At 49.0% G+C, this 14719-nt stretch carries 10 protein-coding genes; 9 read left to right on the forward strand and 1 reads right to left on the reverse strand.

Features of this window, described 5'->3' with window-relative positions; translation table 11 throughout:
• Positions 1 to 52 precede the first annotated feature (52 nt).
• Together ACED36_RS03705 and ACED36_RS03710 are read left to right on the forward strand one after the other, a co-directional pair.
• Positions 53 to 3013: a PAS domain S-box protein gene (locus tag ACED36_RS03705; RefSeq protein ID WP_241819160.1), complete on the forward strand. Its 2961-nt coding sequence runs from the start codon at positions 53 to 55 to the stop codon at positions 3011 to 3013.
• A gap of 118 nt (positions 3014 to 3131) precedes the next feature.
• On the forward strand, positions 3132 to 4565 hold the full coding sequence (locus ACED36_RS03710; protein ID WP_016959176.1) for a sigma-54 dependent transcriptional regulator: 1434 nt from the start codon (positions 3132 to 3134) through the stop codon (positions 4563 to 4565).
• A gap of 162 nt (positions 4566 to 4727) precedes the next feature.
• Here ACED36_RS03710 and ACED36_RS03715 read toward each other — a convergent pair whose 3' ends face one another.
• Positions 4728 to 5672 (reverse strand): NAD-dependent epimerase/dehydratase family protein, encoded by a 945-nt coding sequence (locus ACED36_RS03715; protein ID WP_016959175.1) that lies wholly within the window; start codon positions 5670 to 5672, stop codon positions 4728 to 4730.
• 426 nt (positions 5673 to 6098) lie between these two features.
• On the opposite strand from ACED36_RS03715, the gene ACED36_RS03720 reads away from it, so the two are divergent.
• The 7 genes from ACED36_RS03720 (at position 6099) to ACED36_RS03750 (ending at position 14703) form a co-directional block, all read left to right on the forward strand.
• On the forward strand, positions 6099 to 7115 hold the full coding sequence (locus tag ACED36_RS03720; protein ID WP_016959174.1) for a glycosyltransferase family 4 protein: 1017 nt from the start codon (positions 6099 to 6101) through the stop codon (positions 7113 to 7115).
• A gap of 185 nt (positions 7116 to 7300) precedes the next feature.
• Complete coding sequence (locus tag ACED36_RS03725) at positions 7301 to 8557, forward strand: glycosyltransferase (RefSeq protein WP_016959173.1); 1257 nt, start codon at positions 7301 to 7303, stop codon at positions 8555 to 8557.
• On the forward strand, positions 8554 to 9696 hold the full coding sequence (locus ACED36_RS03730) for a glycosyltransferase family 4 protein (protein WP_016959172.1): 1143 nt from the start codon (positions 8554 to 8556) through the stop codon (positions 9694 to 9696). The genes ACED36_RS03725 and ACED36_RS03730 overlap by 4 nt, the downstream gene beginning before the upstream one ends.
• Positions 9693 to 11117, forward strand: a complete 1425-nt coding sequence (locus tag ACED36_RS03735) for a lipopolysaccharide biosynthesis protein (RefSeq protein ID WP_016959171.1) — start codon at positions 9693 to 9695, stop codon at positions 11115 to 11117. The genes ACED36_RS03730 and ACED36_RS03735 overlap by 4 nt, the downstream gene beginning before the upstream one ends.
• A 237-nt stretch (positions 11118 to 11354) precedes the next feature.
• Positions 11355 to 12077 carry an acyltransferase gene (locus tag ACED36_RS03740; RefSeq protein WP_016959170.1) on the forward strand — a complete coding sequence of 241 codons (723 nt, stop codon included), beginning with the start codon at positions 11355 to 11357 and terminating at the stop codon, positions 12075 to 12077.
• Positions 12074 to 13201: a glycosyltransferase gene (locus ACED36_RS03745; RefSeq protein ID WP_371732825.1), complete on the forward strand. Its 1128-nt coding sequence runs from the start codon at positions 12074 to 12076 to the stop codon at positions 13199 to 13201. Before ACED36_RS03740 ends, ACED36_RS03745 begins: the two co-directional genes overlap by 4 nt.
• Positions 13198 to 14703: a Wzz/FepE/Etk N-terminal domain-containing protein gene (locus tag ACED36_RS03750; protein ID WP_017003836.1), complete on the forward strand. Its 1506-nt coding sequence runs from the start codon at positions 13198 to 13200 to the stop codon at positions 14701 to 14703. Before ACED36_RS03745 ends, ACED36_RS03750 begins: the two co-directional genes overlap by 4 nt.
• The last annotated feature ends 16 nt before the right edge of the window (positions 14704 to 14719 follow it).

Consider the following 14719-nt stretch of genomic DNA (forward strand, 5'->3'; position numbering starts at 1 on the left):
TGTGTTTGTCACCGTTTGCGCGTTCACTTTTATTCTCATGGCGCTGATTGTCATGTCTTTTAATCGTCATATCGAAACCAACGCTGACGTTCCCGACAATCATATTCAGCAGATCGCTAACATTACGGCAGCTGCAGCACACGATTACATCAAAAATGAAGATCTGGTGGGGCTAAAAGCCTTCACAAATCGTGTGATCGCAGAAGAAAGCTTCACTTTTCTCAGCGTTGAACAATACGGCAATGTCATTGCGTACAGTCAATTAAATAAGGACGCATCTGGCGAACTCGCCACGAGGAGCGCTCCAATTGGCGATGTCAGTAACCCAAAAGGTTGGGTAGTGATTGGGTTCTATGATCATTCCCCCACGCCAGTCGCCTTATTCTCTGAACATTTGCTTATTTGGGGAACGCTTGGCGTCGGTCTTCTCTCCATTATTTTGATCCACATGATGATGGTTGCGGTTACTCGCCCACTTCGGCAATTGCACGATGTCAGTGACACGTCAGATTCCCCTTCTCACTTTCAGTTTTTCTATCAAGATGATGTCAGCGAAACAGTGAGTATGGTCAACGCAATGCGCGAGAAGCTGGACAACAGCTATAACGCATTACACGCTTCGCTTAAAAATCAAAAATACTCCTACAGTGAAGCACGTCAGATAGAAGAGAAAAACGAAGCCATTTATAACGCGTCACACGATGCGATTATTGTGGCGAACGACAACGATATTATCATTGAGTTTAGCCCCGTAGCAGAGCAGATATTTGGCTGGGAACGCCACGAAGTGGTAGGTAAAGCCATGGCGGATACCATCGTCCCAAAAACCATGCGCGAAGCACACATTAAGGGAATGCGTCATTTCCTTTCTACGGGAGAAGGTCCCGTTCTCAATCAACGTATTGAGTTGTCGGCCATAAGACGAAGTGGGCGAGAATTTCCCATCGAAATTTCCATCTCGCCCGCCAAGACTGAGCAAGGGCATATTTTCGTCTCCTACATTCGCGATATCACACAACAACTTAAAGATCAGACTGAACTGAAAATTGCCGCCCATGCCTTTGAATCCTCAGAAGCCATGTTTATCTCCGACAGTAAAGGGCACATCATTCGCACCAACCCTGCGTTTACCAAGATAACTGGTTTCTCAGGGACAGAAGTCAAAGGTGAAAAACCGCGATCACTAACCGCCAACCCTCACGATGCAGCATTTCATAAAGGAATATGGCGAACACTATTGGCAAACGACAGCTGGCAAGGTGAGATTACGTTTCTTCACAAAGAAGGACGTGTCATTCCGGTCCGTATGAGTATCACGGCAGTCAAAGATGAAAACGAACAGTTAACCCACTACGTGGCACATTTCTTTGACTTGACTGAACAAAAAAACACGGAGCAGATTCTCTTAGAGGCACAAAAAGCGGCTGAAAATGCCAACCGTGCCAAGAGTCAATTCCTTGCCGCCATGAGCCATGAAATTCGCACCCCCATGAACGGTGTGCTTGGCGTTCTCGGTTTATTAAAAGAAACGCCCCTCACTGATCAACAACAGAAACTGGTGCTAACTGCGCGTGAATCTGGCGAACTCCTCTTAGCCATCATTAATGACATCCTCGATTTTTCTAAAATGGAAGCAGGTAAACTAACGCTTGAGAAAAACCCGTTTGATGTCTTTGATTTGTTTCATCAAACTATTGACATCATGCGCCCTCAAGCGGAGAAAAAGAACCTACGACTCACGGCTAAAATCTCTGACTCAGCACCGCAATACCTCATTGGTGATGGTGACAGGATCCGACAGGTTTTACTTAATCTGTTGTCCAACGCCGTTAAATATACCAAGCGCGGCACAGTCACAGTGTCGCTGACATGTAATCATCAAAGTTCCACCTATAGTCAGATACAAATCGACGTGGTGGATACTGGCATCGGCATCGATAGCAGCCACCTCCCAACACTGTTCAACGAATTTACCATGGCCGAAGGTAACTATGATCGCGGGCATGAAGGCAGTGGATTGGGCCTAGCGATTTGCAAACAAATCGTCAATCTAATGGGAGGGGAATTGTCGGTTGTCACCGAAGTCGGCAAGGGTTCCGTCTTTAGTTTTGCATTGAATTTGGACCTGGCGCTACAAGATGATTGTGTTGTCACCACACCAGAACCTCTTCCCATCAATGCGTCGATTGCAAAAGATATCCGTATATTGATGGCGGAAGACAACCCTGCCAATCAGATCGTGCTGAGAACCATGCTGGAATTTTCGGGACTATCCGCCGACATCGTGAGCAATGGACTAGAGGCTATCGAAGCCGTTTCCAGTATTCCTTATGACATTGTATTAATGGATATTTCAATGCCAGAAATGGACGGAATGGAAGCAACCCGTCGTATTCGTGCCCTCGATTCTGAGGCCAAGAATGTGGTGATAATTGCACTGACTGCGCATGCTATCCGAGGGGACAAAGAGCACTTTCTCGATGTGGGCATGGATGATTTCGTTTCAAAGCCGTTTACACGACAAGCCATTCTAGATTGTCTCGCACGCTGGCAACCCAAAACGGTAGCTCTGAGTCAGAACGACATGGTCATTGCGCCTGAACAAGATGAACCAAACACTGCACTTGCACCCGCAACCAGCCAAGAAATGGTGAATGAAGGTACTTTAAACCAATTGGTGCAGGACACATCAGCAGACGTGGTGCCAAATCTGATCGCTTTTTACATCACAGATGCAAAAAAACGCATCGATAAGATCGCGGACGCAGCCGCTAAAAATGACTATTACGCCTTGGAATTTGAGGCGCACACCTTAGGCAGCAGCGCCGCGTCTCATGGCAACAGTTTACTGTGCAGCCTTTGTCGTGAACTAGAACAAAAATGCATGAATCAAGACTATGAACAAGCCTTAGACATCGCTTCGTCGTTAGGAAAAGAAGCGCCAGCATCGTTAAGTGCATTAGAAGAAAGAATGCTTCTCGGCTTTACCGAGCAAAGCAACACAAAGAAATAAACCGTAGACAGAACAAGTCTGTCTTACGCTGAATATAAATAACTATCATAACGTTACGTCTCCTTTACCTTACGATGGCATGACGTAGGCAGACAGTAAAAAAAGGGATTCTTTTCACATGAAGTCAACGTATCGCGTGCTTATCATTGAGGATTCGGAGCCTCTTTCGAACCTTTATATGCAGTACCTTGCCAACGAGCCCATTGAGCTTACTTGCCTTGGAACTGGCCAAGCTGCACTTGATCACCTTCAGGTTTCGACACCTCATTTGATTTTGCTGGATCTCAAACTGCCGGACATGTCCGGCGAGAAAATCCTCCAGTGGATCAACGAGCAGGCAATCCCATGCGCGGTTATCGTGGTGACCAGCCATGGCTCTGTCAATACCGCCGTAGATTTAATGCGCCAAGGCGCGGTGGATTTTCTCGAAAAGCCCGTCAGTGCTGAGCGTCTGAAAACCACGATTAGAAATCAGCTCGAACGCACGCGACTTCAAGGGTTGGTTGAAGACATCCAAAGCAACTTCGAACGCAATACCTATCAAGGATTCATTGGTTCCAGCCTGCCGATGCAAAATGTGTATCGCATTATTGATGCTGCAGCCCCCAGCAAAGCGACTGTATTTATTACAGGAGAAAGCGGCACAGGCAAAGAAGTCTGTGCGGAAGCCATTCACCACCAAAGCCCTCGAACCAACGCGCCTTTCATTGCACTCAACTGTGGTGCGATCCCCCACGATTTGATGGAAAGCGAAATTTTCGGTCATATAAAAGGGGCATTCACGGGTGCCAGTAATGACCGTAAAGGGGCCGCTTCTCAAGCTGAAGGCGGCACACTGTTTCTTGACGAAATCTGCGAAATGGATTTAGAACTGCAAAAGAAACTCCTGCGTTTCATTCAAACCGGACGCTTCCAAAAAGTGGGGGCAAGCAAAGAGGAAAGCGCCGATATTCGCTTTTTGTGCGCCACCAACAGAGATCCACTTCAAGAAGTGTCAGCAGGGCGTTTTCGTGAAGACCTTTATTACCGATTGCACGTTGTACCTTTAGCCATGCCGCCTTTGCGAGAACGTGGTGATGACATTTTGTCGATTGCGACGAGCTTTTTGGTGACCTATGCCCAAGAGGAAGGGAAGAAATTCTCGCGCTTTACGCCCGAAGCAGAAGTGGTATTGCGCCACTACCCATGGCCGGGTAACGTGCGTCAGCTTCAAAACGTGATTCGTAACGTGGTGGTATTGCATGATGGCGATGCGGTCAGCATCAAACAACTTCCGCCACCATTGAATGAAACCTTAAGCGATCAGGAAATCAAATCGCTGGCACATTTGGCGATACCCGAGCCCGTAAACCATGCCAACGCAATAGACAATCAAATCTCATCACCCAATGCAGAGGACGGTATACGTCCACTCTGTGATTTAGAGCGCGAAGCCATTCAAAAAGCCATCGCACATTGTGGTGGCAATGTGCTCAAAGCGGCCGTGTTGCTACAAATCAGCCCCTCGACGCTGTATCGTAAGAAGCAAGCGTGGGAAACCGATGAAGCCTGAGTGACAATTTCAAAATAGCATCTAAGCGGCTAAACGCACCACACAGAAAAGTAGAAAACGCCGCTTCGTCGCGGCGTTTTTTTATGTTTATGGTCGGTTAAGTCTGGGGAAATATAGCGGGATGATTACCTTGTCGGGGTATTCCCTTAAACACGGCACTGATTAGCCAACCGACCGCTGAGTATGATTGCCATTGGCCAGATAACTCAGGAGTTCACGCAGTCCCTGTGTGACAGAGGTTTGAGCAACCACTGTCAATTCTTTCGCCCCTCTTGCCGGGCTACCGATGGACGTACGGATATCACCCCGACGCGCTGGGACGTATTCCATATCAACGGTCGTGCCTGTTAGTGACATCAATATTGTGGCCAATTGATTGACCGACAGGGCGTCCCCTCGGCATACATTAAACACTTCAGGTGTTACAGACACTTCTTTCATGGCTGCGCGTAAGAAACGCACGACGTCTGTCACATAGATAAAGTCCCGAGTTTGCTCTCCGTCACCAAAAATGGTGAGTGGCTCTGCATCCATCACTTTGTCAGCGAAAATCGAGATCACACCAGAATAGGGCGATTTTGGATCTTGGCGAGGTCCAAATACGTTAAAGAATCGCAACCCCGTTGTTGGCACACCATGTACCATCGACGCAACACGCGCATGTAATTCAGACCCTAACTTATCGGCGCCATAGGCGGTCAATGGGCGAAGCACTGCTCGCTCTGACAAAGGCATGTCCGCATTATCACCATAAACAGCCGCCGAAGACGCATACACGACTGGCGTTTTGACCGCCCTTGCCGCCTCAAACACGCGAATACTGCCCGTTAGATTCACTTCGTGCGTTTCGACCCACTGCTGATTAGAACGTTCGACAGAGGCAATCGCCGCTAAATGAAAACAACCATCCATTTCCTTCATTGCGTCTTCAAGGACACCCGGTTGACAAATGTCGGCCACGCGGAGTTCACAATGACGAGGCACGTTCCCGCGTGACCCCGTCGAAAGATCATCGATCACTCGAACATGATGACCGTCAGCCAGCAACGACTCGACTAAATGTGAACCGATGAAGCCACAGCCTCCAGTAACTAAATAACTTGCCATGCTCGCCTCTGTGCTTTTATGAGAAATCTGTCAGGAGCAATGCAAAGGCTTTGCCAAGTTTCTTGTTTGCCATTGCACACAGTGCCACGTTCACCACTGGCCATGAAGTATTGATCCCAAGGAAAATAAGGGCTTTATCTCTTTCAGCCGAGTACTGTTCCGAAGCAAATTAGCGATTTTCTTTAGGTAATAGACCCCGCGATTTTTCTATTTATTCACTTTTTCTCCCAACCCCGTCCTTTCTTTCGTCAATTTGACATGCGGTTTGACCAATCGCTGATTAGCGATTGTCATTTTGATTACTCAAGATGCCCTATTTAGACCAAAAAATCCTTAATATTAAAATTGAATCAATGAGTTAACGCATTGGCACTATCTTTGCTGTAGCTGTGCGTAGGACTATTTATCTAGGATGAAGGTGACAGCATGACAACGAACAAAAAGAAAATCTGGCTAGTGTTGGACAGCCGAGGGTTTGGCGGCATTGAATCTCATGTCGAACAACTGGCGCTGGGACTGAGTAATGCCCGAACCGATGTCACTGTTGTATTTCTCAATAGCTATGGTGAACATCCCGTTCACAAGCGCCTGCTTTATTGCGGTTTACACTGCGACGTTCTTGACGGTCGCTTCATGTCTTTATGGCAAGCCATTCGCAAAGGTAAACCTGACGTCATTCATACCCATGGTTACAAAGCCGGCATTCTCGTTCGTCCTATCACTAAAATATTGGGGATCACCTGTGCCAGTACTTTCCACAGTGGCGAAGTCAAAGAAGGGAAAATCAAACTTTATGACTGGTTCGATCGCCATACCGCCTTTCTCGCAAATCAAGTTTATGCCGTGAGCACACCCGTGCTGGAATCTTTGCCTTGCGCTGCCAAGCTTGCCAATAACTTCGTGAACACGCACAACACACCGCCATCAGATGGCGATCAAATCGCGTTTGTGGGGCGCTTGAGTAAGGAGAAAGCACCTGAACGTTTTGTGCATCTCGCGAAACGATTTCCTCATCTTGATTTCCATATCTATGGTGATGGGCCAATGCGCAAACAGCTAGAAAGGATAGCTCCACAAAACGTCACATTCCATGGTGCGCAAAGTGATATGCGCAAAGTCTGGATTCACATTGGTCTGCTTGTGATCCCTTCTCGAGCGGAGGGGCTGCCTATGTCGGCTTTAGAAGCCATGGCTCGAGGGATCCCCGTCGCAGCCTTTAATGTAGGTGCGTTAGATAAGCTTATTCAACATGACCAAAATGGTTGGTTAATCAAGCAAGGGGATTTTGAAAGCCTGGTCAATGTCATTCATATGTGGCGCAACAGTGATGCGGTTCAACGTGCGCAATGGCGCATGCGAGCCATTAAAACCATCGAACAACGTTATTCCGCCGAGGCCGTGGTTCCGCAGTTGCTCCAAGCTTATACCGCCGTGGCAAAGTAATCTCACCAGTGATTCTCAAAATGACAAAAAGCCAGTCAACCGCGGTGCAATGCATCGCGGTTTTCTTTTAAATCCCAGTAAATCAGTCGGATAGGAACATGGCTCAATCATTGCAATGTTTTAAGTCAATACTCTTACGATTCCCGTAAGTCACGAATTGATATTAACAACCTGGAGGAAGGAAAATGACATTAACACCTCAGGTTCTACCTACCCCTCAAAAAGTGCTGTTTGTCCATTATGGTGATGATTGGATCCGCGGCAGTGAACGTTGCTTAATTGACCTCATCACGCACCTCGACAAAACATTGTTCGAGCCAGTGCTTTGGTGTAACAGCGAACGACTCGCCAATGAAGTCCGCCCACTTGATATCCCGGTTTATGTCAGCAACTTTACGCTGCTGCTCGGTGAACGCGCCCCCAAGTGGGACGTGATCGGTTTCAGCCGATTAGTGAGTCTAGGATTGCGTATTGTTGACGAACATCAGATCTCTCTGATCCATTCCAACAGCGGCGCGCCTTCCCAGTGGTTAAACTTGGTCTCCCGTGCTCGCAAGCTTCCTCTGGTGCTGCATTTGCATTCTCGCTATCCGCTAAGAGACCGCATTACTCTCGGACTGCATCATGCCAGCATGGCGGTTGGTGTTAGCCAACCTGTGGTTGACCAACTGTTAACCGATGGGGCCGTTCCCGATCGTTGTCAGGTTATTCCTAACGGAATAGACACTGAAGCCTTACTGAAACAACCCGTTGAAGACATCCGACGATCGCTGGGTCTTCCTAGCGATGCATTCGTCGCGGTGAGCATTTGCTCACTGATACATCGTAAAGGTGTCGATCTGCTGATTGAAGCTTGTAAGCAACTGCGTGAACTGCGTCTGCCCGTTCACTTAGTTGTGATTGGCGAAGGTTCAGAGAGAAAAGCGCTCGAAGCACAAATCGCTGAAGCGCATCTCACCAACTATGTGCATCTCGTGGGTGAAAAACACAACGTGGTTGGCTTGATGCGCGGTGGCGCTGACCTTTGTATTTCAGGTGCTCGCGAAGAAGTATTTGGCTTAACCTTGGCAGAAGCTGGCTTGGCAAGTCTCCCCGTTATTGCACCGCGCGTCGGCGGCATTCCCAGTGTTATCAGCCATCAAAAAACAGGATTATTGGTTCCAACGGAGGATGCGCATGCGCTTGCTCAAGCCATCTACCATTTGTTTGTGAACCAAAACCAAAGGTTGCAACTTGGTGTGCAAGGTCATCAACATGTGCTCGCGAATTTCACCATTAAGACGCATACCTCGGCTTTCGAAGCACTCTACAATGGTTTGCTCAACAACCCTGCCATGACTACCAAATGGATGAGTCATTGGCAATTTGTTCCACCGGTTAAAGCATCATTTGCGTTTGTAAAAAACTACCGCAAGCCGCATCCAGTCGAGGTGGCAGTATGAGCAAGTTAAAACACATACTGATCCTTGACCCCATCGCTTTTGCAGGGGGCTCAAAGGTATCCACCAAGCACGTGCTGGCGCAGCTTGAAAATAAAGAAGTTCGCGTGTCTGTGCTGACGGCAGATGCCAAAAGTTGGCGTCAAACCCAAGCCTACGTTAGACACTTATTCATGCCCGCAAGATTAGAAAGTGCTGAACAAGGATTGGCCTACTTTGCTCGCCACTTGCTGATCGCCGCACAACTGCTTTGGTTTCGATTGGTTATCGGCACTATCGATACCGCCCTTGCCGCTTCCGGCCCTGGTGTGGATTTAGGGCTGTACCTAGCCAAACCTTTTTTAAGTTACCGAATCGTGCAAATGGTTCATGGCCCTGTCGCCACCTCCCGTACCATTGGACGATGTCTGATGCGTGCAAACCATGTGTTTTACCTTGATTCCACCCGTGAATCATTGTGTTCGGCGCTCAAAGCCACAGGCAACACGGACGATGTGTCTGCGTACCCGCACTTTCAAACGTTTAATAACGGCTTACCGAAAAGTGCTTGGCCAAGCCCGTGTCAACACGACTATGCCGTCGTCTTCTGGGCAGCATCTCTGTTGAAATGGAAAGGGTTGGACACCTTGATACAAGCATTGAGCAGTGTTCCCCCGTCTCAGCGTGCTGAAACACATATTTGTTTTATTCGCCCCGAGCAAACTACGCTTACAGTTAGTGACGCGCCACAAAGCGTTAGCAAGGTATTCTGGTATGAAGCGCCCGATGACCTCGATGGTATTCGCGCTCGCGCCAACATTTTCGTGTCCACCAGCACCAAAGAACCCTTTGGACTTTCCATTCTTGAAGCAATGGCGGCCGGAATGTGCGTGATCATTCCCGAAGACGGCGCCTATTGGGATACCCAATTAACCCACGGTGTGAACTGTTTGAAATATGCACCGCACGATGTGAACGCGCTGGCTGGCTCACTCATCGATGCACAAAGTGACATGCGAACCCTTCAGTGCATCGGCAAAGCGGCCAATATCGTCTCGCAGCAATATCGCGCTGAGTATTGTTTTTCTGATATCTGTGAGGCATTAGTGCCCAACTCAGGATCGCGTTTTTCGTCATTGAGCCGCAATGAGGTACAAGGATGAAATCGTTGTCGCCCGTCATGAAACAAACCCTGCTCTACGGCAGCAGCATCGCATTGATGAAAGGGATTTCATTGCTGATGTTGCCCTTTATCACTCACCAACTGCCACAAGCAGAATTTGGACTACTGGAAATTATCAGCAGTATCGCAGCGCTTGGCAGTATCCTTGTGGGTTTAGGGCTTGAAGATGCGTTATATCGCTTTGTGGGTGGCAGTAAAACCCAACGCGAACGCATTACCATGGCGGCTCGAATATTCACTCTAACACTGATGGTCTGTGCCGTAATGATTCCACTAGGTTGGGTCGGTGCTGCCATGCTCGACAGCTATTTGCCGGGCGGACTGACAACCTATCAATTGCGCTTGGTGTTACTCATGCTGGCATTGGAAGGCTGCATCGCCGTGCCATTAGGCTGGCTAAGAATGCAAAACCGCGCCGTCGCGTTTTTCTCTGTTGCCGTAGGCCGCGCCTTTTTGCATGCGGGGTTAACCATAGTGATGCTGCTTAATGGCAGAGGCATTGATGGGGTGCTGGAAGCGGGCGTTATTGCTGCAATAACGCAAGCCGTGATCCTGACCATTGTGCAATTAAAAGAAACGGGGTTTTCATTCTCACGCTCGGTAACGGGACAATCGTTAGTTTATAGCATGCCGATTATGGCAAGCGGCATCATGGCTTTTACACTCAACGGCCTTGACCGCTGGGTGCTCGCAGACGTGAGTTCATTAGAGGAACTGGCGCAATTTGGTGTGGCCGCCAAGTTTGGTTTGGCCGTGGTGTTATTGCTACAACCTTTTGGGATGTGGTGGATGCCTAAACGCTTTGATGTTCTCTACGGCATCGATGGCAGAAAGAAAGCCACACAATTTACTTGCTACGGTTTAGTCGCGGTGATGTTGATTGCCGTTAGCGTCGCCTTTGTCGCGCCACTCGCCATTACTTGGCTACTGCCAGAAAGCTACATTTTAGCCGCACAATTTATCGCATTCTTGGTAGCAGCAGCTTTGTTCAAAGAAATGGCTGAACTGGTCAACCTTGGCAGCTTTGCAGGTGACACCACTTATGCGCAAATGGGGATCAATGCGGTAGCGGCTGTCGTTGCAATAACAACGCTATGGTGGTGGGGTCACGAATACGGCGTGTTTGGTGTACTGATGGCGTTGGCCTTCACACAGTGTCTGCGCTTTGTTCTGTTTTTTGTTGTTAGCCAATCGCTATATCACCTGCCTTACCCAATATATTCACTCATCCTACTTGGCATTTTGTGTTTTGGTTGGTTAGCAGTATCACATCTCGACTGGTCACCGGTTACCCGAATCATATTGCTCGCGCTGGCACCACTTAGCTTGATGTTGGCAAGCCAAAAACTTGGGTTACTGCCGAAATTGTCATTCAAACGTTTTGCCGGACAAACCGTATAGGCGCATTCGACAACGAGATGTGCCTAGCACTCACAACGGCTGACTGCAATCATCGCAGTCAGCGGTTTCTTTAACGCGTGCTTTTGTCTATTTGAATGTCAAAATGAAAAACGTGCCCCCCGCCCTTATCGAATACCCCCTATCTCTCTGATAAGTAGAAATAAAATAAGTTGGCTCGCTTCGTGCTTTATCACTTGTTAGACGGTCACTGGTACCGGAATAGCAAGGAGAAAGGCGATGAACATACAAGCGACGCGACATTGGTTAAAGCACAGCCCCAGCCCTGTGGCTCGCGGCCTATTTCGTACCCTAAAAGCCTGCCTCCACATGAGCATTCCCGCGCCAAAACTGATTGTTGTTCCGCTGTATCAGCTAACCCGATTAACTCAAGGGCTATGGGAAAACATGACACGCACAATATGGTGGACGCCCGTGTTTAAAGGTCGCCTGCATCACGTAGGCAAAAACTTTTATCTCTATGGCGGCATGCCGTTAGTCAGTGGCCCTCTTTCCATTTCCATGGGTGATGATTGTCGCGTCTCCGGACAGACCACGTTTTCAGGTCGCACCTGCAGCAACGAACAACCTCAGCTGTTAATTGGCGATAACATCGATATCGGCTGGCAAACCACCATTGCAGTCGGCCGAAAAGTGGTAATCGGTGACAACGTTCGCATTGCAGGACGGGCGTTTCTTGCGGGCTATCCCGGCCACCCGATCAACGCACAAGATCGCGCTGCTGGCATGCCAGAATTAGACAGCCAAGTCGGCGACATCATTCTTGAACCCGATGTTTGGCTCGCCACTGGCGTGTCTGTCATGGCAGGTGTCACCATCGGGCATGGCACCATTGTCGCAGCAGGCAGTGTCGTCACGTCTGATCTTCCCCCAAACGTCGTTGCTGGCGGTATCCCGGCTAAAGTGCTTCGCAATCTCACTGTCGAGGAGATGACCCAATGAAACGCGACCTGATTGTTTTTGGCGAAGACTGGGGCGGTTTACCCTCCAGTACACAACATTTGATCCGCCGCCTGTCACAAGATCGCAAAATTGTTTGGGTCAATTCCATTGGTTTGCGTCGTCCAACATTGACGGTTAATGATTGCAAACGTGCCTGGCAGAAACTCACAACCCGCTCAGTCAGCAACAAGGGAGCATCAAAAACCTGTGCGACGCCGCAGAGCCTCACCGTTGTGAACCCTTCGACATTGCCTGCACCACGCACGATGCTGGGACGCAAACTGGCGGCGGGTATGCTGCGCAATCAGCTTGCACCCATCATTGCGCAAGCAAATCTGCACAATCCTATCTTGTGGACGTCACTTCCTACCGCTGTTGACGTTTCCGACCAACTCGGTACTTCGTCATTGGTGTATTACTGCGGTGATGATTTTTCTTCATTGGCAGGGGTTGATCACCACACCGTGGCTCAACGCGAACAGGAGTTGGTAGAAAAAGCCGATCTTATCCTGACCGCGAGTGAAACGCTCTTCACGCGCTTTTCTGATAAATGCACTCGCTTACTGCCACACGGTGTCGACTATTCCCTATTTTCTACCCTTTGTCCTCGCGCCGAAGATTTACCGAATAATGGCCGTCCTATTGCGGGTTTTTATGGCTCATTATCAGAATGGCTCGACTACAAGATGCTCGCAAAAACCATCACGCTTCTTCCCGATTGGGATTTCGTATTTATCGGCAAACCTTGCGAGGCCGCATTGGCGCTCAAGCAACACGACAATGTCACCCTACTCGGCCCTAAATCTCACCATGAGCTACCTGGCTACAGTCAGCATTGGTCAGCCAGTCTGCTACCTTTTACTAATAACGACCAAATCAAAGCATGTAATCCACTGAAGCTTCGAGAATATCTCGCTGCGGGAAGGCCTGTCATCAGCACGCCCTTTCCTGCAGTGAATGAATATCGCACCTTTGTCTCAGTGGTACAGAACGCCGAAGAAATGGCCAAAGCGCTTCGTAATGCGGCCGAGCAAGCACCCAATGCTCACCAGCAAACTGCGGTTAGCGCGCACACTTGGGATGCGCGGGCTGAAAAGCTTGCCACATGGTTGGATGCTTTATGAATACGTTAACGTATAAGTTGCTCATTTTGCTTGATGGTGCATGGCGTCGTCGCTATGTGATCATCATGCCCATCATCATCTTTCCGTTAATGGGCACGGCCATTGGCATGCTAACGCCTAAGAAATACAACTCACACACCACCATGCTGATCCAAGAAACGTCTAAGATGAACCCCTTTCTCGAAGACTTGTCCGTTTCTTCACAGATGAAAGAGCGCTTCAGTGGCTTGCAAACTCTGCTTCACAGTCGCCATATCTTGGGTAAAGTGGCGCTGGAACGCGGGTTAATTGAAGAAGATTCCTCTCCCGTAAAAATAGACGAAACCATTGCCCAGCTCTCTGGCGGCCTCAACATGTCGACCATAGGCAAAGACGTGATCCGCATTGAGTTCCGCTCTAATACCCCCGAAGGGATGAAAGAGACGTTGCAGATTGTTAGCGACCATGTCATCGAAGAATTGCTGGCACCTGAGCGCTCGTCGATGAAAGACTCCAGCGACTTTCTTTCCGAACACATCGATTTTCGCCGCATAGAACTCGATAAAGCAGAAGCCGCATTGTCAGATTTTCGCAGTAAACATGCTGATGGTCTGCCTGAGTTACAGCTCGCCAATTACGCGCGTATCGAGACACTGAAACAGCGATTGTCTGAGAAGGAAGCCGAGATGGCGGGTGCGAAAAGAAGTCTAGGCGGGCTTGATCATCAGCTTTCCAGCACCAACCCCGTTGTGGGTCGCATTGAAGATCAAATCGTGAAGCATCGCAGTGAACTTGCCATGTTCAAATCACGCTATACCGATCAACACAGCTTGGTGCAGGGGGCGTTGAGGACGTTACGTCGTTTAGAAGAGCAACGCACTCAGCTTCTAGCTTCCAACCAACAGCCCGTTGATACCGACAAACTGTGGGACATGGCCAGCAGCGCAGCCATTAATTCAAGTACCGAATCTCAGCCTCTGTTGATTTCACAACTAGAGAATCTTCAACTGGCGCGAAGCAAAGTCGAAACACTCGATGAAGAAACCGTCAGCTTGCGCAAGATGATCCTCACACTGGAAAACAAAACCAGCCAATCTGGCGAAAAAGAGCAGAAGATCCGTAAGCTTGAACGCGACCTTGACGTGAAACGTCAGCTATTCCAAGAATTACTAGAACGTCACGAAATGGCGCGCCTGACCAGCTCCCTCGGTGTGTTCGAGCAAGACAAGCGCATCAAAATCATCGATCGCCCTTATTCGCCGGGCATACCCAGCAACCTTCCTTTGATTATTTTTACGATTGCAGGATTGATTGGCGGCTTTTTCCTCGGTTGCGGCATGGCCGTTCTCCTTGAGCTGACCGATACCACTATTCGCCGTATTTCAACCTTGGAAGCCATCACAGGTACTCCCGTTCTGACCCGTGTTCCTAAAATGACCTCAGAGTTTCCTCCTCTTCCTTCAGGGCCTAGCGCACCACCTAACGGCGGTAACGGCGGCGGAAGAATCATTGACGTGAATTAATTGAGATTGGATTGAG

It is taken from the genome of Enterovibrio sp. FF113, assembly GCF_041439165.1.
GTDB lineage: Bacteria > Pseudomonadota > Gammaproteobacteria > Enterobacterales > Vibrionaceae > Enterovibrio > Enterovibrio norvegicus_A.